This is a genomic window from Pseudoalteromonas sp. TAP-3C (assembly GCF_059888565.1).
On sequence record NZ_CM187618.1, the window covers coordinates 1292040 to 1313159 of the forward strand.

The following is a 21120-nucleotide window of genomic DNA, read 5'->3' on the forward strand; positions in this document are numbered from 1 at the left end:
AGTTTTTATATCCTCTTGGTGATAGGATCCGCGCCGAATATGGGCGCACAGAGTTTGTGGGTATATTTTTATCCGTTTTCAATTTTTTACTTAACCTCGAAGGTTGTTTAATATCATGGTTTCCTCAATTATTTTAACGCTGATAGCGGTTGCTTTTTTGCTTATCGTTATCGAGGATGTGATTCACGTAAACAAAGCAAAAACAACATTATTTTTTGGCACGCTTTGTTGGATTATCTCCTTTATTTTTCCTCTTAATGGGCAAAGCCCCGAAACAACGCAAACCCTCCTTGACCACAATATTTTAGAAATTGCTTCTTTATGGTTATTTTTAATGGCCGCAATGACCTTTGTTGCCTATTTAAACTCCAAAGGACTTATCGAAAATGTGGTAAATCGTATTATGCCAACCAGCATTAGTGAGCGAAAGCTGATGTTTTTGGTGGGGAGTTTTGCGTTTTTATTTTCCTCTATTTCCGACAACGTGACAGCCACATTGATTTCCTTGGCTGTTATTATGTCATTAAAGCTTGAAGCCAAAAAATTAGTTAAATACGCCACACTGATTGTTTTTGCGGTTAACTCTGGTGGTGTATCGCTGATCACCGGTGATGTCACCACGCTAATGATTTTCCTTGATGGCAAAGTTACCATTAGTCATTTATTACTGTTAATCATACCCGCTTTATTAAGTGTACTGTTATTAGCCACATTATTATCGATGGGTATGAACAAGCAGTTAACGTTTAAAAAAGCCAGTTTTAAACGTATCGAAAAAACGGATATTACTATCGCCATTATATTTTTGATGACGGTGATAGCAACCTTAACATTGAGTGTTTTATATAGCGTACCGCCTTTACTTACCTTTTTGCTGGGGTTATCGATTATGTTTTTAGTGGCGCAATTTTTAATGCGCAAAAAAGACATTAACAAAGATATGATCGACTTTATACGCGACATAGAATACGACACCTTATTGTTTTTCGTAGGGGTGTTATTGCTTGTGGGTGCGTTAAAAGAAGTGGGAGTACTGAGCCAATTTACTAACTTGTATACAGTAATGGCGCCCGAGTATGCAAACTACTTAATGGGTATTTTATCCGCAGGTGTTGATAACGTGCCACTGACGGCTGCGTTATTAAAAGCCGATATTGTAATGAGCCAACAGCATTGGTTGTCGTTTACGTATGCAACTGGTGTAGGTGGCTCTATGCTAATTATTGGTTCGGCGGCGGGTATTATAGCCATGAGTAAGGTAAAAGAGCTGACGTTTGCAAGTTACCTTCGTTTATCGTTGTATTTGTTAGTGTGTTACACCTTTGGTTATGTGGGCTCTTACCTAATGGGCAGTTTTATTTGATTTTATAGTAAAACGACTTGACAGCTAGACGTCTAAACGATAACTTTCAAAGCCGCACTTTTAGTGCGGTTTTGTTTTATTAGCCACAGGTTAATAAACCATTCAGAAGAGGTGCGATACTTAGGTACTTAATGTGAGGCAACGACAGCCTTCGACCATTAAGAAGGGAAGTACTCGCCGAGGAAAATAATGGGTCGTTACTATTGTTTTTCGGTTTATGGGGCTGAATCCTCAAAACTGTCACCAATTTAGGTGGAGAGCTTCTGGCAGTGGATTTTTCTTATCTTTATTTCCTGCCAAGTTCTTCTTGTTTTATTGCGGTTTGGATGCCGCCAAAGGAGACGAAATGACTAACCAATCAGTGCCACAAAGTTCACAGAGCACAAAATCAGATTACATTGTTGCCAAATTTGGTGGCACCAGCGTGGCCAATTTTGAGGCCATGAGCCGTTGTAGCGAAATTATTGTAAACGATAGCAGCGTTCGAATTGTTGCAGTAAGCGCCAGTGCTGGTGTAACTAATCACTTGGTGGCACTTTGCAAGGTGGATATTGAAGCCACCGAGCGCCAACTGCATATTGACGGTGTACTTGCGATTCAGCAGGCTATTTTAAATCATTTGGCATTAGATGATGACTTAGCCCTTGGCTTTAATCAAACGCTTGATGCATTTCAAACATTGGCGGCACAAACACTCAATACTGAGCAGCAACACGATGAGTTACTGAGCTTTGGTGAGCGCTTATCGTCGTACTTGTTTACGCAGGTATTGCGGTTAAAGGGTTTAAATGCAGCGCGTTTTGATGTTCGCCAAGTGTTAAAAACCGATAGTCAATTCGGTAAAGCAACACCTAATGTGGCCGCCACAGCGCAAGCCGCTAAAACACATTTAATTCCGCTGCTTGATGATAGCGTTATTGTGACCCAAGGGTTTATTGGCAGCGATGCAAACAATTTAACCACCACCCTTGGTCGAGGCGGCTCAGATTATAGCGCCGCACTGCTTGCTGAGGCTATTAACGCTAAAAGTGTGTATATTTGGACTGACGTAGTCGGTATTTTTAGCACCGATCCGCGTTTGTGTGTAAAAGCGACACCTATTGCCCGTTTAAGTTTTGATGAAGCGGCAGAAATGGCGACCTTTGGCGCTAAAGTGCTGCATCCAGCCACTATTTTGCCAGCTAGTCGCAGCCATATTAATGTATTTGTTGGCTCAAGCACAGAACCAGAACTTGGCGGTACGTGGATTGAGCGTGAAAAATCGCAGCTACCTAGTATTCGTGCGGTAACGCAACGTAAAAACCAAATATTATTAACCCTTAAAAGCCCAGAAATGCTATTAGCCAGTGGCTTTTTAGCCCGTATATTTACTATTTTAAGTGAATGTAATATTTCGGTTGATTTAGTTACTACCTCTGAAATTAGTGTAGCAATTACCCTTGATAATGCGCCGAATGCATCGCGCCCAGAGCTAGAACAAGCATGTTTAGATAAACTGGCTGAATTTTGCCATGTATCGGTTGAAAATAATTTAACACTGGTGGCGTTAATTGGCTCTGAAATTGTTTTGCGCCAGCATGAAATGAATTTAATGCAGGTATTGAGCGAGTTTAATATTCGCCTTATTTGTCATGGTGCAAGTAAACATAACCTATGCTTTTTAGTGGAGCAAAGCGAGTCAGATGCAGTGGTTCAAGCTATTCACAGCCGATTACTAGAGGGTCAGTGCGCTTCGTAAATCGTTAATAGTCATTATTGAGCACCGCCAGTCGGTGCTTTTTTTTGCCACAACGCTTATATCAAACATTTTATTGTGTACCCCTGCCAGTGTATTGCTGCTGGCTGTAAGCTGTGCGTTATTAAGTTCGTTAAACACATTAGGGCTTAATAGCTGAGCAATAGGGCGGCTGGTGGCTTTAGCCAGCGCTTCTTTTAACGTCCAAATCCTAAAAAAGTAATGTGCTTGAGTTGTTATATTATCGGTATCGGTTATTAAGCTCAATTCGGCTGGATGGTAAAAGTGTTTAGCGAGTTTATTAAAAGGGCGTTTTAAACTAATTTTTTCAATATCAAAACCAAATTGCGTTGATGCAACATTTAACGCTGCACCTATAAATCCATGAGAATGAGAAATACAGCAACTGATCACGTCAGTTGTATTGTTAATATGTAACTCTAGTTTACTATTATCAGGGTTAAATTCAGAGCTGATATCAGCCAGTTTTAGAGGGGCATAGCAAGTAAAAGCAGTTTTCACTAAATACTTTAGCACTAGCCGTGTAGCTAAATATTCTTGTTTAGCCTGTGGGGTCTTGCGCCGAGCAATAACATTGAGCTCAAAAGGGCTTAAATATTGGGGTAAATCAAATTCACTCACATTGAGGGTGGTTGCGTCAAGCATTACAATGCACTGATTATTATCTGCTTTAGCGTGCGTGACTGCTAGCTGGTTTTCGAAGTAAGTTGAATTCATCATTGCTCGTTAAAAATGACGACCGATTACATATTTATCACCCTAAGCTGGGTAGTTTGTGAGCGGTTGTTTGTTGTTATACGCGCTAAGGACATTTTTATTACTCAGTCGCTGTTAAATATGGTTTAATTCACATTCGTTAAAATAATAACAGATTTGTAAGTGTATGACACAAGTGCGTGATGGTTTTCAAAGTCGACTTGGTTTTGTATTGGCAGCAGCCGGTGCTGCGGTAGGGTTAGGTAATATATGGGGCTTTCCTACACAGGCTGCTAATCATGGTGGTGGCGCATTTTTATTGGTGTATTTTATTGTTATTTTTTTACTCGCATTACCTGCGTTATACACCGAACTGTATTTAGGCTTCAAAGCCCAAGCTAACCCAGTAAAAGCTCTTGGCCAAGCATGGCAAGATCATGCGCCTAAAGTGGGCGCTGCTGCAGGCTACATTGGCTTAGCTGGCGCAATAGTGATGCTAAGCTTTTATTCAATAGTGGCGGGTTGGATGCTTTCTTACGCCATAGAGCCTATAACGACCTTTTTAGGCTGGCAGCATTTAAGTGAATTTTTACATAGTGACTCTATGCTGCGTAATTTTATATTTACGCCGCTTATGCTTATTTTAACCGCCAGTATTATTTTAAAAGGGGTTAAATCAGGAATAGAAACCTGGTCGCGCCGTTTAATGCCGCTGTTACTGGTTTTACTGATTGGTTTAATTGTCTATATTGCAACGCTTGAAGGCGCAAGCGAAGGCTTTGCCGCTTATTTAGTGCCCGACTTTAGCAAAATACTTGACCCCGATTTAATTATTGCCGCAATGGGGCAGGCGTTCTTTTCGTTGTCGCTTGGGGTAGGCTGTATGATGATTTATGGCTCGTACTTAAAACCCGGAGCTAACTTACCAAAATTAACCGCAAGTGTTGCGCTACTTGATACCAGCGTGGCGTTTTTGGCGGGCTTATTAATAATTCCGGCTATTTATGTTGCCCAGTACAATGGCGTTGAAGTATTTAGCAACGGCAAACTAATCGGTGAAGGCCAGCTTATTTTTGCCATATTACCTGAGTTATTTGCCACTATGGGTGAGATTGGTTTATTGGTTGGTTTACTGTTTTTTGTGCTTATGTCGATTGCTTCAGTTACCTCAACTATTTCATCAACTGAGATTCCGGTCGCCTTTTTAGTAGAAAACCACAGTGTAGATAGAACCAAAGCAACATGGGCAGTCAGTGCTATTGTACTTATTTGTGCCAGTACTATTATTGTTAACTTTGATTGGCTATTTGGTTTGGTTATTATGGTATTTACCCAATACCAGTTGCCATTAATGGGACTGTTTTACTTTATAACGGTAGGTTGGTTATGGCAGCGCGGTAATAAGTTACACCAAGCAAGCTCTGGGGTGCACTATTGGTTTGCGCAGTACATTCGTTTTGTTTGCCCAGTACTAATGACATTGGTATTTGCTAATGTAGCGTTTGGTTGAAATTTAGCCGTCAGTTTTTTAGGTGTGAGTGGTAATACATCCAAGGAGGGATTATGAGCAGAGAAATTAAAATACCGATTTTGCCTGACTCGGTAGCAACAGCAAAAATTACTAACCTTTATGTTAATGAAGATCAACCAGTCTATTTAGACGATGTGTTATTTGATGTTGAGACTGAAAAAGTCGTTTTAGAAGTCATGGCCGACTGTAATGGCATTATTGAAAATATAACGATTGCCAATGGTGATCATGTTAATACTGAGCAAGTTGTGATGACTTTGCAGCAGCTTGCAGACAGCGAAATGCCAGCACGACCGACAGCTCAACAACCTCAACCGCGAGTAAACGGCTCAGAAAATGACGTTATTGTTTCTCCTTGGTTAAGTAAACTAAATAAAAGTTTTCTAGCATTCGGCGCTTTAGCTATCCTTTTTGTGCTGGGTAAATAGCTAACATGGTTAATTATGTAAACCACCCAATATATGGCAGCCAGCCAATTTCCTCTGGTAATAGTTATACAAAGCAAGAAATAGAAGATGCTCATTGGCGATATAAAAGTGTGCGTTATATTCCAGAAACAACAATCCCCGCAGTTATCGAAAAGCAAAATTATAATATATATCCAAGGCAACTCTATGTTGATATACAAGAGCAATGTGTCGATTGTCACAGGCCATTTATATTTTTTGCGAAAGAGCAGTAATACTGGTTTGAAGAATTAAAGTTTTGGATTGATGCACATGCTATCAAATGCTTTGAATGTCGAAAGAAAAGCCATGCAATAAATCAGCTGCAAATTAGCTATGCAAACTTAATCATTAAAAAACATAGAACGCCCGCCGAAACCCAATTGCTTAAGTCCAGCGCGCAACAGCTTTTTGATTTAGGCGTGATCAATAAGATCAATAAACTAAATATTATTCGAAAAATGTAACTATCAGTATTTAAAAGACTTATATCTTTGCGCTTGTTTGTCAGATTCGATTAACAGGAATTAACCAAACCTGACAGTCAAAACCCTGCCAATTGCAGACGGTCAGTAATATGATGTATGTGGTCTAGATTTAGCTTTATGTCTCGATAAGAGCTTTAAGTTCATTCGGTGTTAAATTAAGCGGCGTAGGTTGGGTTGAGTTTAACGAAACCCAACCAAACAATACTCAGCCAATTGGAATCAGTATTTAGCATTCACGTTTGTCTTAAATCAGCTCAGATAAGACGGTCAGTAATATGATGTCTGAAGACAAGATTTGACACATTGGCTTCTCAGACACATTGGCTTCTCATCATCTGCGAGAACTAGAAAGGGCTTGGGAGCAAGACGGTATGCAGTGGGCCAAGGACATGCAAAACCTATTGAAAGAAATCAACAAATATCAAATTGATAACCCTGGACTAAATGCGGACACCAAAGCGCGATATAAACAGAAATATGAAGAAATATTGGCCCAAGGTGACATTAAATGCCCCCCACCAGATGAAAACAGCCGAGTAAAAGGGCAACGAGGCCGATTAAAGCGAACTAAGTCCAGAGCGTTGTTAGAGCGATTAAGGGGTTATCAAGATGATGTCTTACGTTTTATGACGGGAATTGCTGTGCCTTTTACAAATAATCAAGGTGAGAATGACATTAGGATGACCAAGGTTCATCAAAAAATATCAGGATGTTTTAGAAGCCAACAAGGCGCAGAGATGTTCTGCTTGATAAGAAGCTATCTATCGTCTTGCAGAAAACAAGATGTATCTGCAAGCCCTAGCGCTTGAGTTACTCTTCAAAAATCAGCTACCTGATATATTTATTGAAGATGAGGCTGAATAGTTACACTATTGCTAGAATTTTGTGTAAACTTTGCGCCGATTAAGTGTCATGCGTGGAAACGTGTTGAATAATTGGATAGTGCGGCACTTTTGGAATAAAATATTGTGCCTAGATAGCTCGAATTTCCTATCCGTTATTCAGTGAACATTTCTAATTTTTAAACTTCAATATCAAACAGTAGCTAATACGTAAACAGTCATAGGAGATATGAAATGGTCCAGTCAGTGCAAACACTGGAAAAACAAAGGTTGCAGGAACTTTTTGATAGTTGTCAGCAACAGGTTCTGTCTCAAATTATGGGGCCATTCGGTTTATCAACTGCAATGTTTGAGAATAAGAATGGTGGCAACGTAGCGACGGTTCACAATGCTGATCAATCAATATTCCCTGACGAAATGCATGAGAAAAATTACGCAATAGCTAATGACCGTTACAGCCAAGAAACCAGACAAAAACATTGGGATGATGCGAGTGCTAGAGGAGGAAAGCATAAAGAAAATAACCAAGCACTAGATGCTGGCCAAGAAGTGTTGAGTGATGCAACTAAACGCCCAATGACAAAAGGAGATATTCACGGTGATCATGTCGTCTCTTTAGCGGAAATTCATGCTAATAAATCGCTCCATCTTCGATTCAGTGAGGAAGAGAGGAAAGTGATAGCAAATAATGAAAAAAACATGGCATATATCGAAGGAAAACTGAATATGTCAAAAGGGAAAAAAAGCTGGGATGAATGCCTCAGCGATCCAGAGTTTGTAAAAGCTAATAACTTATCTCAAGACGAGATCGAAAATATAAAGAAAATCGATAAGGAGGCACGAGATTATATTCAAGGTGCTGAGAATGAGAGATTAGCTAGTGAGCTGCTGTCAACAGGTGCCAAAGAAGCCGCAATGATGGGTGTTCGCCAAGCCTTGGGCATGTTGCTGACTGAGCTAGTTAATCAACTTTTCAATGAGATAAAAGATCTATATAGACAAGGTGTTGCCTCGGGCAAAGAGCTTCTGCAGGAGTTAAAGTTTCGCGCAAAAAAAATTATAGACGCCCTGCTAAAAAAACTACCTAATGCACTAAATCAAATTTTTGAAGGTGGCTTAAGTGGGTTTGCTAGTAATCTCATCACTTTTTTAATTAACACTTTTATTACTACAGCAAAAAATGTAGTGAAGATAATACGTGAAGGGCTGCTTTCTCTTTTTAAAGCAATAAAAATGATATTATTCCCGAAAAAAGGTGTAAATAAGCAGGAGAATTTAAAAACGGCTTTGAAACTGATTACTACAGCAGTTTTTACATCTATCGGTATTTTATTTGAGGAGTCCTTCAAAGCTTTCTTCGTCGCTATCCCAGTGGTTGGTGTTTTCGCCGATATTCTCGCTCCAGTATTTATGGGTATCCTGGTGGGGATATCATCAGCTTTGATCGCATATGTTATCGACCGGCTCTTTGATAAATACGGCGGCCCTTCATTCGATGAAAAAATGCTGGATCAGTTTATGGAAAACTCAAATCTTCAGCATAAATTTGCTGATGATATTTTGGACCAGCTGGATGTTTCAATCATGGCTGTAGAAAACTACCAATACTCAATTCGAATCAATCAGGATATTGCTAAAAAATTTGCGAGTGCATTGGCAGCTAATGATTATACCTTGCATCTGTTGGAGTGCGATATTGTAGTTATGGATAACCAAATTCAAAGCATTAGAAAGGAAACTAAACTGCAAGAAGAGTCATATTTTAACATAGAAAATTTTTTAAATGAATTGAAGTAAAGGTCGGTTAAAGTCATGGATACAAGCAAAAAACAAGAATTGATTATCGTAAATGCCATATCACAAATGGTAATACCTAGTGATGCTTTTGAAAACAGTGAATTTAAAGAACTTATCTCCAATTTTAAGGAAGCACAAAATAAGGTTCGCACTAGTTTAGATGATGTTGAGTCAGCTCGTAATCGTGTTAAAGAAGGAGGTATAATAGATAATTGGTGGCATGACAGAAAAGATAAACTGCAAGACACACAATTAGATTTAAATAAATCAATTGGCTTACTTACTAAGCAATCCTCAGATTTAATTTTATTTAACACCGCAATATCTAAAGTCTTAGTGTCGCAACAAAACATATTGCATGAGCAGCAGGAGATGTTAAGAGCGCAAGCCTGCGAATTGGCTGCGCAAAACATAAACATCAAAGAGCATCAAATAAAAATTAGCAAGCAGCAAGAAGAGATTGTCAAAGCGAATAATGGTTTGTTGGAAGCAAAAGGCTTAACACGTGAACAAGCCGAGAAGCTTGTTGGATGTGTGAAGCGTGTAGAAGCAGCTGAACAAAAAATAGAACTATCTAATCAGAAACTAGAGCATTCTTTTACAGCTCGTATCGTTGAGTGCGAAGGACACGCTGAGTTTATCAAAGCCGGAGTTGACGAGGCTCTCCACGGCTATAGTCAAGAAGCAGCTGTTAGGCTTAAGGCGTTTAGTACAGAGTACAATTCCGCAATCGAGGGCTTGAGGGGGCAACTCTCAAGTGTTGATTTGAAAATTCATACCGAGTCCGAGGTTAGTAAACAAGCAGTTACCTCGGTGGCACAAGAATTAAATCAACGAATTGATGAAATGCAGGATGAGCACGAAGTCAGCGATAAAAAATTACTTTCTGCATTGGGATCAACTAAGGAAATTTTCGAATCGCAAATTTCATCGCTATCATCAAGTCTTGATAAACGCGACGCTGAATTCAATCAACGAATTGATGAATTGCAGGATGAGCAAGAAGTCCGCGATAAAAAATTACTTTCTGAATTGGGATCAACTAAGGAAATTTTCGAATCGCAAATTGCATCATTATCACTAAGTCTTGGTAAATGCGACGCTAATTTTTCGGAAAAAAATAAGAGATTACTTTATTTTTCTACCTCAGCGTTGATTGTTTCCAGTCTATCTTTGGCAGTATCTGCATATTTTTATTTAAGTGTTTAATTCCCTAAGTTAATACCTGGCAGATTCAACTCCGAAGTGCATAACCGCTAAGCAGCAATTGCTGCCATGTGTTCAACCATTAATTGGGCTGGGGTTTTGTAATTAAGTTTCTTTCTTGGCCTATCATTTAGTTTTACTAAAACACTAGCTCTAACGCCATAGTTAGCCAACAACTTACGATAATGCTTACTGGTATATTGCTGTGTACCCTCAGGGTCAAATCCTGACGAATTCCCACAATTTGATAATATAAATCAATAAGATAATGTAAAAAATAGTTGAAGTGCACAGCCAATTTTGATCTTATATGTTTTTTCCGACCAAAGAAATTACAAAGTAAATCGACTATGCACTTGAGTAAATTATTACATAAAACATTTTCTAATACAGCGGTATTATTGATAAGCGTAACCACTGCACATTAATGAAAGCGGTAGAAACACTCTGCCAACATAAGTTCTTATCCATTGCTGCTTTAGGGCGAAAACTAAAGAGCAACGCGAAGGTTAAACACACTATTAAACGAATGGATAGGTTATTTGGCAACCCTCGCGTCCAGCACGCCCGCTATCACTATTACCAAGAAATCACTCGTCGCGTGATTGGTCAAATTAGACGTCCATGCGTGACGATTGATTGGTCTGGGTTAACACCCTGTGGCGAGTTTCATTTATTACGGGCAGCAGTCCCAGTTAAAGGTCGAGCAATGACAATCTATGAGCAACGTTTTCGTGAATGTGAATACATGAAGCAAAGCGTGCATAAGGATTTCCTCAAAACACTTAAATCAATATTGCCTTCTGATTGCAAGCCGATCATCGTTACCGATGCAGGATTTAGCAATCCTTGGTTTAAGCTAGTGCTTAAATTTGGTTGGGATTTTGTAGGCAGAGTGAGGCATTAAACACAATATCAAAAGCCAGAAGATGATACATGTTGGTCACCAGTCAAAACACTTTACTCAAAAGCAACTGCAAGGCCCGCTTATCTATTTGAAACACAACCCGCTAAAGCCAATTCATTGAGTGGTCACTTTTACTTATTTAAATCAAAACCTAAACAAAGAAAGAAGAAAAATCTTCGAGGAAAAACTATTCGCAGCAGCGTAAGCTTGAAACATGCTAAAGGTGCGACGGAGCCATGGTTATTATTTACCTCATTGTGCAATATTAATTATTCAGCACAAGAGATTGTTAAAATTTACAGTCAACGAATGCAAATAGAAGAGTCCTTTAGAGACTTAAAAAACACACGTAATGACTTGAACTTACGTCATTGTCGTAGCTATGAAAAAGGCTGCTTGAATGTCGCATTATTGATTGCATTAATTGCTAATTTTATCCGATCTTCCGCACTCATTTTAAGAATAAATCCTCTGATATTTTTCGCCTAAACAGTCAATAATGGTTTGATTGCGCGGTTGCATATTCGCCACTATGGGTGGTTTATCTGGTATGTACATGATGATGATATGCTCGAAGCACTGGAACACCCAGCGTGCCGTGGGGCGTTGGCCCGGCTTGTATTTCATCGTGGGGAAGTAGCAGTCTTTCTCCACCAAGGTTTTACGGATTTGGTGCTCCAGCCCTGCATACACCATTAAGCAGCAGGTCATCACCATGAGTAAGGCTTCAATGCGTTCAGGCTTTTTAAGGTAAATGGCGCTGGTTAAGAAGTCGGGACTTTTTAAAAAGCGAAAGCCTTTTTCCACGTTTTGCTGCGCTTTGTAACTGCTCAACAAGCTGGCCATATCAAGGTGCTCGCTCACATCATTGGTGGCAATAATAAATAACCCTAATTGTTGCAACGCACTCTCCCGTGCCGCTAACAGTGTGCACAACACGCCTGTTATCTGATACTCGATACGCTCAGGTAACTGCCCTGCTTTAGGGCGTCCTGCGCCTTTATAAACAGCGACCTTGAGAACGTTAGCGTCTATATCACAGACCGTTTGTTTGCCACGCCATTTGACAAGGGCTGCTTGAGCATCTTTTTCGCAAGCGAAGCGTTGTTGGCACAGTTTTTTGAAGCTTTTACGGGCAACTTCTCCGGCTTTTAGCATGTGCTTGTTCAGGTTATGCTGCTCTCGCTTATACGCCTGCTCACTGCGAATGAGTAGCCATTTTTGTTTCACACCCCCGTATTCACAGTCATAACTGACGCCTTCATAGCCTGGTGAGATAGGGGTGAAATTCAAGTTAGGCGCTTGCTTAACAAGGGTTTTAGCTTCTTTGAGGGTTTGCGGTACCCGCGTAATGAACAGTTGGCCTTGAGTATGTAAATCTTAATGGTTTCTTGCACATACAAGGCGGCATCGGCCACAAAGTAGCGGCTGGCTTGCGCGGCTTTTAAACTGCCAATATGTGCCTTTACAATCTGTTTAAAGCCTTCCATATCATTGCTGTTGCCACTGGCAGGCTTCATATAAACCGGAATGCCTGACTGGTTTTCACAGATAAGATTGAGTATCACTTGGTTGAGCTCAGGGCGATGGTCGCGCGAATAACCTTTCGCGATACGGATAGGTTTTGGTTCATCATCATCAGGCTCGCTTGTCGCTTTGCCATCGTAATGAAAGCTTGTCGAATCAAGGTGTAAAGCTTCGGTTTGTAACCCTAATTTCTCTACCACCGCCTCGCCCAATTGTTGATACAGCTTCGATACGCCGTATTCATATAAGGTGTCTAAACAGCGACCAAGCGCATCGTCGTTGATGTGCTCGGACTTTACGCCTTCACCAATTAATCTATCAAGTGGCTTGCCTTGAAAGTACTCGCTGTACATATGCAGTGTGCGGCCAGTGAAACCTAGGCCGTTTAGCACCATAGCCAACACTAATTGACCACAACTGATGTTGCGCTCAGGCGCCACGCCACCGAGTGCGTTATCAATAATATCGACAAAACCTAGATCGTGACAAAATCCAGCAACTAAGCCGTGGTGTTCGAGTTTTTGGGCATAAGGGATAGGCATAAATACGCGCTCTCAAAAGAGAGTAATAGATCAAATATGGGGATCGCCGTCAAGTATTTTTTTAACAGTAACAGTTTGAGTGGTCGATTAACGAACAATTTTAATTCAAGTTTAGGGTGCGGAATAACAGTTTTATCCTTTGGCTAGCAGGTTTAACGGCAAAAATATTGAATGTGCATAGAAGCTTTCAGGCGAATACGATAAAGGATAGAAACGTGCTGTCTTGTTTTAGTTTAGGAACGCAATACTTCGAAAAATTTGGCTATAAAATAAAATTGAAAACGTTTTTAAAAGCACTCAACCAACTAAATAAGGATTGCCGTGAGTGCTTGTAGCTTGGATAAAAAATGTGGGGATCCCTCAGGATTTGACCCCCCCCGGCTTACCTGACCCCTCTGGCTGACCTGATCCCTCCGGCTCTATTTTTGAACTCAAAAAATTATAGTGCCTACAATCTTGTCAAAGCATCATTTTGTTGTAATGCTCTTCAAAATCAGTTCTGATAAATACTTCTTTAAACTTGGCAATAAATCTATCTGGGATTCATCAGGGTCAGGTCTTTCTTTTTGCTTCTTATCGTAAAAGGCAGAGCAATCGCATTAAAATATTTGTAGTAATTTGAGCAAGTAATTATTATCCCAACCAGCCATTTGCCGCTTAATTTTAATCCCTACTTTATGACTAGTATCTGAGGTTAATAAATTTAAAGAGATATGGCGTAATATGGCCATGTTTTGATCTGCATTTCCTTGGCGAATTCGACACCGGTCTTCATCAAACGCCATGTCTAATGTCCAGTGAAGATTATTCTCCACACCCCAATGAGCACGGACATAGTGAGCAAATCTTTCCGCATCATTGTCTTTAATGCTACTAATAAAGTAGCGGGTTTCTTCTGACCATTTATCGGCATCAAACCGTCGTGATGTCACGCTAATAATGCTCCCAAGGTGTGGGTACGCGTGCTCTGCCCTCAGCCAGTCAATTTGGTTACATGACGTCACTATTCGCTCTTCTATACGACCATGATCTGCATCGACACTTTTGTGGGTATTTAAGCTGCTGTGATAGCTTTTAGGGGTGTCTTCAAAAAACAAGCGCACGTCATCATGCAAAGTACTTTGGTTTCCTTTAAGGGCCGATACATAATTCGCGCCTTTACTCACTATCAACTCAGCCGATTTCTTTTGGGTATTGATGGCATCTGTGGTGATGATGCTGCCGGTGATATCTAAGTTTTTGAGCAGCGCGGGTAAGGCCGTTATCTCATTCGATTTATCATGAGAGCGGCGAAGGCATTTACCGTCAACAGCGATCACATCCCCGGTCACATTTTTAACTATCGCTTTGATCCAGTTAGAAAAACAGTTTTGAAACTGCTCAGGATCGATTAACGCAAAAACACGTCCCAAGGTATCATGTGAGGGAATGCCATTTTCTAGGGATAAATATTGTTCAAACCAAGTGGGTTTTATATGGGCAAACTTTTCAATGGCAACCCAACTATCGCAGCCGCAGATAACGGCGCATAAGGTAATAAAAAAGATGTCATCTAATTTATGCAATTGCTTTCTTTGCAAGCGAGGGTCTTGGATATCGTTGAAATGTTCGATAAGTGTCGGCTTATATTTGGTCACTTTAGGTTGTTTAAAAGGGAGTAATAGATCAAATTAGGGGTTCTGTGTCAAGCAGTTTTTAATGCGATTGCCCTATTCTAATGGGTGACCCCTCTGGCTTTACTCAAACGGCATTTAATAATGTTATTGGACAAAATTAAATTTCTACTCAAAACACAGGAATAAATTTAACTTTTACCAGCGAGTGGTTATTCGCTCGTAGCTGCCCGTCAGTTGAACTCTAAATTCATTAGCTAAAGGTTTTAGAGCTGATATGAGCTATTCAGCTTATGCAATTTAAAAAGCTAAAGCAAAGCTAACTAGGTTGACTCTCTTCTGCTTTAGTTTTTTAACTTTTACCTAGCACCTAAATCCCTCCTCATTTAACTTCATTACTCAAAGGAAGTTGATTAGCGATTTCACGGGCATTTTGTAAGGTGGTATTGGCAATTTCTGTAAGCGCTTCTTGAGTAAAAAAGCCTTGATGGCCAGTAATTAATACATTTTTGAAACTGACTAAGCGGGAAAATATATCATCATGGTTTATTTCATCACTGTGATTTTTAAAAAATAGCTCTGACTCTTGCTCGTACACATCTAGCCCTAAGTAACCCAATTTTTTAGTTTTAAGTGCGCTAATACAGGCTTTGCTATCAACTAATGCGCCGCGGGAAGTGTTAATGAGCATCACTCCTTGCTTCATTTTGGCAAATGCTTGTTCGTTGATCATATGATGGGTTTGCTCGGTTAACGGGCAGTGCAAAGAGATTACATCGCTTTGACTTAACAAAGTGTCTTGATCACAAATTGTATAATTGCCCGGAACTGCATAAGGATCGCAAACCAATACATTTGCACCGAAGCCATTGAGTATATTTACTAAAGCCAAGCCTATTTTTCCACAGCCAATAATGCCTACTGTTTTGTTATGCAGGTTAAAACCAAGTAAGCCATTTAAATCAAAGTTATCTTCGCGGACACGGTTATACGCTTTGTGTGTTTTACGACTAAGTGTCAGCATTAAAGCAATACAGTGCTCTGCCACCGCTTCTGGGCTGTATGCGGGCACCCGTAAAACACTCACGTTATGTTGTTTAGCCACGGCTAAATCAACGTTATTGAATCCGGCGCAGCGCAGTAAAATAGCCCTAATTCCAAACGCGGCAAGTTGTTCAATAACGGCTTTATCTACTAAATCGTTTACAAATACACACACTGCATCAAAGTCTTTGGCTAACACGGCTGTTTGCTCGGATAGGCTTTGCTCAAAGTAAGTTATAGTAATGCCCTTAGTGTTATGTAAACTGTGCTCAAAAAAAGGGCGCTCATATTTTTGTGCACTAAAAAAAGCAATCTTCATTATTAAACTCCATGTCAGTTTTATCTGTGAAATTTCATTATTATAGCCACTTACAGCTTTTAAGTTTGACTTATCGCTTGGCTATTTTAATAAAAATGTATTTGCGCTTACGTGCGTAGACAATGTTTTAGTTTGTGTGCTTTTTAAAGCTAAGCAGTTTTGCACCGCATTACTCAGCGATTCGGGCTTAGTGCGGGGTGCATAACGTGCAACCAGTTGACCTTGCGGGTTAACTAAAAACTTAGTGTAGTTCCACTTTATTGCGCGGTTTTGAGCAATACCACGGGTATGAGATTTTAAATAACTAAACAGCGGATGTGTATCAGGGCCATTCACCATTACTTTATTAAATACTTCAAAATTAATTGAAAAGTGCTTTTTATAGTAATCTTTAATTGCCATACCTTCTAATGGCTCATTTTTATCAAACTGATTACAAGGAAAGGCCAAAATAGTAAAACCCTTGCTTTTGTATTGTTGATAAAGCTTCTCAAGCGCGTATAACTGCGCTGAAAAGTGACATTTACTTGCTGTATTGACAATAAGAACGGTTTTTCCTTTTAACTGACTCAAAGAAAAATCATTGTTATTACAAAGTGGTGCGTTAAATTGATAAATGCTATCCATAGATTACCTACCTAATTTCCTATTAGCGGAAATTTTAAAAGACTTTCATTCGCTTTTTTAGCGGCCGATTGACATAATCGAGCTTATGTTTATAAGTTATCAGTTAAATAGGTCATTTTTATGTCAGTTAACATTGCATTTATAGGGTTAGGCGTAATGGGTTATCCCATGGCAGGGCATTTAGCAAAAGCAGGGCACAAGGTGTGTGTTTATAACCGCACAGCAGCAAAAGCGCATAAATGGGTTGAAGATTTTAACGGCAGCTTTGCATCCACTCCACGTGAAGCAGCCAGCGGCGCCGATATGGTGTTTATGTGCGTTGGCAATGACGACGATTTACGTTCAGTTGTTTACGGTAATGACGGTGTTTTAGCCGGTATGCATGCAAACACTATTTTAGTTGATCACACCACTACCTCAGCTGAAGTGGCGCGTGAAGTGGCAGCAAAAGCGGCTTTACAGCATATCGATTTTATTGATGCGCCGGTCTCGGGCGGCCAAGCTGGCGCTGAAAATGGGGTATTAACTGTAATGGCCGGTGGTAACAAAGCGGTATTTGCCAAAGTACAACCGGTAATGGCGGCATTTAGCCGTTTTAGCCAGCTATTAGGCGATGTGGGCTCGGGGCAATTATGTAAAATGGTCAACCAAATTTGCATTGCTGGTGTAGTGCAAGGTTTAGCCGAGGGGTTACATTTTGCTAAACAAGCAGGGCTTGATGGCGAAAAAGTAATAGAAACCATCTCTAAAGGTGCGGCCGGCTCGTGGCAAATGGAAAACCGCTACAAAACAATGTGGGCAGGCGAATACGAGTTTGGGTTTGCTGTTGATTGGATGCGTAAAGATTTAGGTATTGCCCTTGATGAAGCTAAAAACAACGGAGCAACACTGCCAATGACCGCAACGGTCGATCAATATTACGCCGATGTACAAGCTCTCGGCGGCGGCAGATACGATACCTCAAGCTTATTAGCGCGCATAGAAGCACTGCATAAAAAGTAACGTTAAGATAGTTACTAAGCGCCTTCAATTCTATTGACTAAGGCGCTTTATTTATTAACATCAAGCCGCTTACCGCTTACCGCTTACCGCTTACCGCTTACCGCTTACCGCTTACCGCTTACCGCTTACCGCTTACCGCTTACCGCTTACCGCTTACCGCTTACCGCTTACCGCTTACCGCTTACATACTTTGCGCATAGTTATACAAGGCTTTTAAAATAGTAAGATTTTTTTCGCTGTCGTCGTGTTCATGCGCTAGGTTTTCAAGGGTGATCATAAAGTCTTGTGCACTGATTGATGGTTGATCTTCGCCATGCATTAACTTGCTTTGGCAATATTGACGCCATTGATCAAGCTCTTGCTGGTTTAGCGTTTGTGGCCAGTTACGGGCGCGGTATCTAAACAGCAAAGTATTAAATTTAGGATCTTCAAATTCAAGCTTTAAGCTTGCTAAGTCTTCAGGCTTTGCATCACGAATAATCGCAAATTTGGCTTTATCAGCATGGCTAGTAAAGCCATCATAAAGTAAATAATCCACGTTCGTGGTCGCGCTGTAATCGCCTTGCTCGTTAAATACCTCAGTGACTTTATCACGTAGCTCGGTATTGGCTTTTAAAATGGCTAAATTAGCCAAGCATTGTTCACGGTCAATACTCAAGCGAGCAGCGTTTTCAGACAGTAGCGTTTTAGCTGGCGCTAAAATAGGGCACTTGTTTAAATGCACCAGTTTTAAACCTACCGGTAAATCACCCTCGGCTAAATCTATACGTTTGGTGTATAAACGTTTACGTAATTCTTCCACATTTAAATCAAGTAATACCTGCGGGTTTTGGGTTAAATCAAAACAAATAACTGCGTTTTTATTTACCGGGTGAAAACTCATTGGTGCCACCCAAGTGGTACAGCCTTGGGTTGCTGGGATGCGAGACGAAGTGTGCACTAATGGGGTCATGTTAAACACGTCCACCAATTCAGCAAGGGCTTTCTTATTACGCAAACTAAAAAAGAAGTGATACAGCTTAGGCTGCTTTTCTTTTATTAATTTAGCCAGTGCAATGGTAGCCGTTACATCACTTAATGCATCGTGCGCAGCGGCATGTTCAATACCATTAGCTACAGTTAAATGCTCAAGTTTAAAACTAGGACTGCCATCTTCTTTTAATGGCCACTCAATGCCCTCAGGGCGAAGTGCATAGCAGGCACGCACTAAATCTATAATATCCCAACGACTGTTATTGTTTTTATATTCACGCTCATATGGGTCGTAAAAGTTACGATAAAAGCTATATCGGCTTACTTCATCATCAAAGCGAATACTGTTATAACCAGCTACACAGGTATTGGGCACGCTAAATTCTGCATGAATTTTAGCAATAAACTCAGCCTCAACTAAGCCTTTTTGCATCGCCACTTGAGGGGTAATACCGGTAATTAAACACGCCTCAGGATGCGGTAAATAATCCGCTTGAGGCTTACAGTATTCAATAAGCGGCTCGCCAATAATATTTAAATCAAGATCTGTGCGCACACCTGCAAATTGGCTCGGCTTATCCTTTTGCGGGCTTGCTCCCCAGGTCTCGTAGTCGTGCCAATAGATTGTTGCTTGGTTTTCTTGATATTTTTCGTTATTCATACTGTGTTTCAGCCCTTTAAAATTGCGGGTTCTGTCGCGCTTTAATTACTTTTAATATATTCTAGTTTTTATAGTGAGCGCGATGTGTGCGTATCATTGTGTCTAAATTTTTTGCTAACTGTGTATAAAATATTAAATGGCACTCAGTAGCATAAAAAAGCCGCTAGGTAAAAATTAAACACCATATGTATTATCGCATAGAGATAGTTTAAGTGTAAGGGCGTCAGCTAAGGGCTTAATTACATGGCATTATCGTTAATGAGCAGATGGCAAATAAAATCAATAATAAGCTGGGCTGAAAAACGCGATGAGGTAAAACCATCTAACCACTTTACTGACCTTAAATGCGACGGGTTAACAAGCAGTTAGACCAGTGAGAAATGCGCTTTGATGAAATTGCAAAACGATGGATTCAAATCGAAAGCTCAAAAGCCGCACCAGCAACCAAAGCATGTTTACAGCTAATTTACATAACAAGCGCTAAGCAATCAGCGGTTCGTTTAGCCAAGTGGGAACACTTGTTTACTTAGTATAAAATACCCGAGCTCTTACTGCATGACGCCCGCCGCTTAATATCAACATTACTCAGTGAAGATGGTGGCAGCGCCGCATGTAACCGAAAAAATTTTAGGTTACACAATACGTGGAGTAATGACCGTTTACAATAAACATGATTGGTTAAAAGAGCAGTTAGAATGATATGAGATATTGTGGATTAATAGATGAAGCAATAAAAAAACGCCAGCAAATAGATAATACAACAGAATGCGTAAATGTATACATGCATACAAAATTATTGACATAACCGTCAATAGCTTTATTATATTATAGTGCATAAAAAATTATGTACACGGCGTAAAAAGTTATCAAAACGGCATTAAGGAGCTTATTATGGCTACCACGTCATTTGAAAAAAACTTTGTAGTAACAGACCAAAACGTAATAAAAGCGTTTAAAGAGAACTGCAAAAAAGCCCATAAAGTTACAACTAATAACCGTAACCATGAGGCAGATAGAGTGAAAGGAATTGCATTATTAAGACAACGGTTGTCCAGCTCTCAGAGCTAATAAAGGAGTTTGATGCATCCCAATTACATCAACTCCTTTCTAGTTTTTGCAGCACAAAAAACACAGATGTTGAATCATTCCTAACCGATAAAAACAAAGCTATTCGCCTCGAAAATGCCTCTAAATCAAGCACCTATCTAATATTAGATGATGACAGCGGCCAAATAATTGCCTATTTTTCATTGTCTATCAAAGAAGTCTCCCTAAATCAAAATAACGAAAATAAAATAAGTAAAGGGCTGCGTAAAAAGCTTGATGGAATTTGTAAAAACAGTGAGCGTGTAAACGCCTACCTTATAGGTCAGATAGGTAAAAATGATTCAGTAGCAGATAATCGGATGAATTTATCTTATATTCTCGAAGAAGCCTACACAATTATCGACAAAGCAAACCAACTTGTGGGTGGCCGAGTAATAATATTAGAATGCGAAAAAGCTGAAAAGCTGGTAGCACTCTATCAAAATAATGGGTTTAATATCCTTATCGATAATCCTGCAGAGCGACTTATCACAATGTATATTTGTGTTAGGTAGAATGAATAGTGCAGAAGATGAACCCATGAAAACCACATCGCAATTTTTGCGTTTATTAGATAAAGATATAAGAGTAGGAAATGTTAAAAAAATACCCGATTCAGTATTCAATAGAATAAACGCTATTAAGCAAAAGGCACATTTAGCCAGAACCAAACAACATAACCGCTAAATGCAGGC

Annotated in this window: 17 protein-coding genes, 4 pseudogenes and 1 riboswitch; of the genes and pseudogenes, 15 read left to right on the forward strand and 6 right to left on the reverse strand. The window is 40.0% G+C overall.

All coding sequences use genetic code 11. From position 1 onward, the window contains the following. The first annotated feature begins 115 nt into the window (after positions 1-115). A complete protein-coding gene (gene nhaD, locus AC6H44_RS06125) occupies positions 116-1363 on the forward strand; it encodes a sodium:proton antiporter NhaD (protein ID WP_500738002.1) in 1248 nt (415 codons plus the stop codon). Between the two features lie 98 nt (positions 1364-1461). After that, positions 1462-1634, forward strand: a riboswitch (Lysine riboswitch). 75 nt (positions 1635-1709) lie between these two features. Further along, on the forward strand, positions 1710-3101 hold the full coding sequence (gene lysC, locus AC6H44_RS06130) for a lysine-sensitive aspartokinase 3 (RefSeq protein WP_500738003.1): 1392 nt from the start codon (positions 1710-1712) through the stop codon (positions 3099-3101). Here lysC and AC6H44_RS06135 read toward each other — a convergent pair. After that, positions 3078-3836, reverse strand: a complete 759-nt coding sequence (locus tag AC6H44_RS06135; RefSeq protein ID WP_500738386.1) for a 4'-phosphopantetheinyl transferase family protein — start codon at positions 3834-3836, stop codon at positions 3078-3080. The two genes, lysC and AC6H44_RS06135, sit on opposite strands and share 24 nt — an antisense overlap. A 166-nt stretch (positions 3837-4002) precedes the next feature. Here AC6H44_RS06135 and AC6H44_RS06140 point away from each other — a divergent pair, with 166 nt between their 5' ends. The 7 genes and pseudogenes from AC6H44_RS06140 to AC6H44_RS06170 all read left to right on the forward strand — a co-directional run. Continuing rightward, a complete protein-coding gene (locus tag AC6H44_RS06140; RefSeq protein ID WP_500738004.1) occupies positions 4003-5325 on the forward strand; it encodes a sodium-dependent transporter in 1323 nt (440 codons plus the stop codon). Positions 5326-5378: 53 nt separating this feature from the next. Then, the gene (locus AC6H44_RS06145) at positions 5379-5774 is read left to right on the forward strand and encodes a biotin/lipoyl-containing protein (RefSeq protein WP_500738005.1); all 396 of its coding nucleotides are present in this window, start codon (positions 5379-5381) and stop codon (positions 5772-5774) included. A gap of 5 nt (positions 5775-5779) precedes the next feature. Then, complete coding sequence (locus AC6H44_RS06150) at positions 5780-6028, forward strand: hypothetical protein (protein WP_500738006.1); 249 nt, start codon at positions 5780-5782, stop codon at positions 6026-6028. Positions 6029-6606: 578 nt separating this feature from the next. Next, positions 6607-7144: pseudogene (locus tag AC6H44_RS06155) on the forward strand (IS66 family transposase); the annotation flags it as partial. A gap of 212 nt (positions 7145-7356) precedes the next feature. Then, entirely contained in the window at positions 7357-8919 is a 1563-nt protein-coding gene (locus AC6H44_RS06160; RefSeq protein ID WP_500738007.1) for an AI-2E family transporter, read from the forward strand. Between the two features lie 15 nt (positions 8920-8934). Then, complete coding sequence (locus AC6H44_RS06165; protein WP_500738008.1) at positions 8935-10128, forward strand: hypothetical protein; 1194 nt, start codon at positions 8935-8937, stop codon at positions 10126-10128. Between the two features lie 347 nt (positions 10129-10475). After that, positions 10476-11470: pseudogene (locus AC6H44_RS06170) on the forward strand (IS4 family transposase); the annotation flags it as partial. Positions 11471-11488: 18 nt separating this feature from the next. On the opposite strand, the pseudogene AC6H44_RS06175 reads toward AC6H44_RS06170, so the two are convergent. After that, positions 11489-13101, reverse strand: a pseudogene (locus AC6H44_RS06175) (IS1634 family transposase). Positions 13102-13229: 128 nt separating this feature from the next. On the opposite strand from AC6H44_RS06175, the pseudogene AC6H44_RS06180 reads away from it, so the two are divergent. Beyond that, a pseudogene (locus AC6H44_RS06180) lies at positions 13230-13436 on the forward strand (IS4-like element ISPtu1 family transposase); the annotation flags it as partial. Positions 13437-13700: 264 nt separating this feature from the next. Here AC6H44_RS06180 and AC6H44_RS06185 read toward each other — a convergent pair. The 3 genes from AC6H44_RS06185 to AC6H44_RS06195 all read right to left on the reverse strand — a co-directional run bounded on the left by AC6H44_RS06185 (position 13701) and on the right by AC6H44_RS06195 (position 16704). Next, a complete protein-coding gene (locus AC6H44_RS06185) occupies positions 13701-14738 on the reverse strand; it encodes an ISAs1 family transposase (RefSeq protein ID WP_500738009.1) in 1038 nt (345 codons plus the stop codon). A 358-nt stretch (positions 14739-15096) separates the two neighbouring features. Then, complete coding sequence (locus AC6H44_RS06190) at positions 15097-16077, reverse strand: 2-hydroxyacid dehydrogenase (protein ID WP_500738010.1); 981 nt, start codon at positions 16075-16077, stop codon at positions 15097-15099. 81 nt (positions 16078-16158) lie between these two features. Further along, positions 16159-16704: a glutathione peroxidase gene (locus AC6H44_RS06195; RefSeq protein WP_500738011.1), complete on the reverse strand. Its 546-nt coding sequence runs from the start codon at positions 16702-16704 to the stop codon at positions 16159-16161. A gap of 120 nt (positions 16705-16824) precedes the next feature. Here AC6H44_RS06195 and AC6H44_RS06200 point away from each other — a divergent pair, with 120 nt between their 5' ends. Beyond that, the gene (locus tag AC6H44_RS06200) at positions 16825-17706 is read left to right on the forward strand and encodes an NAD(P)-dependent oxidoreductase (RefSeq protein ID WP_500738012.1); all 882 of its coding nucleotides are present in this window, start codon (positions 16825-16827) and stop codon (positions 17704-17706) included. Positions 17707-17887: 181 nt separating this feature from the next. Here the strand turns inward: AC6H44_RS06200 and sbcB are convergent, their stop codons facing one another. Further along, positions 17888-19339, reverse strand: coding sequence for an exodeoxyribonuclease I (gene sbcB, locus AC6H44_RS06205; protein WP_500738013.1), 1452 nt, complete (start codon positions 19337-19339; stop codon positions 17888-17890). Between the two features lie 380 nt (positions 19340-19719). On the opposite strand from sbcB, the gene AC6H44_RS06210 reads away from it, so the two are divergent. The 4 genes from AC6H44_RS06210 (at position 19720) to AC6H44_RS06225 (ending at position 21112) form a co-directional block, all read left to right on the forward strand. Further along, positions 19720-19869: a hypothetical protein gene (locus AC6H44_RS06210; RefSeq protein WP_500738014.1), complete on the forward strand. Its 150-nt coding sequence runs from the start codon at positions 19720-19722 to the stop codon at positions 19867-19869. Positions 19870-20230: 361 nt separating this feature from the next. Further along, positions 20231-20407, forward strand: coding sequence for a hypothetical protein (locus AC6H44_RS06215; protein ID WP_500738015.1), 177 nt, complete (start codon positions 20231-20233; stop codon positions 20405-20407). Positions 20408-20589: 182 nt separating this feature from the next. Next, the gene (locus AC6H44_RS06220) at positions 20590-20940 is read left to right on the forward strand and encodes a hypothetical protein (protein WP_500738016.1); all 351 of its coding nucleotides are present in this window, start codon (positions 20590-20592) and stop codon (positions 20938-20940) included. Position 20941: 1 nt separating this feature from the next. Next, complete coding sequence (locus AC6H44_RS06225; RefSeq protein ID WP_500738017.1) at positions 20942-21112, forward strand: hypothetical protein; 171 nt, start codon at positions 20942-20944, stop codon at positions 21110-21112. The last annotated feature ends 8 nt before the right edge of the window (positions 21113-21120 follow it).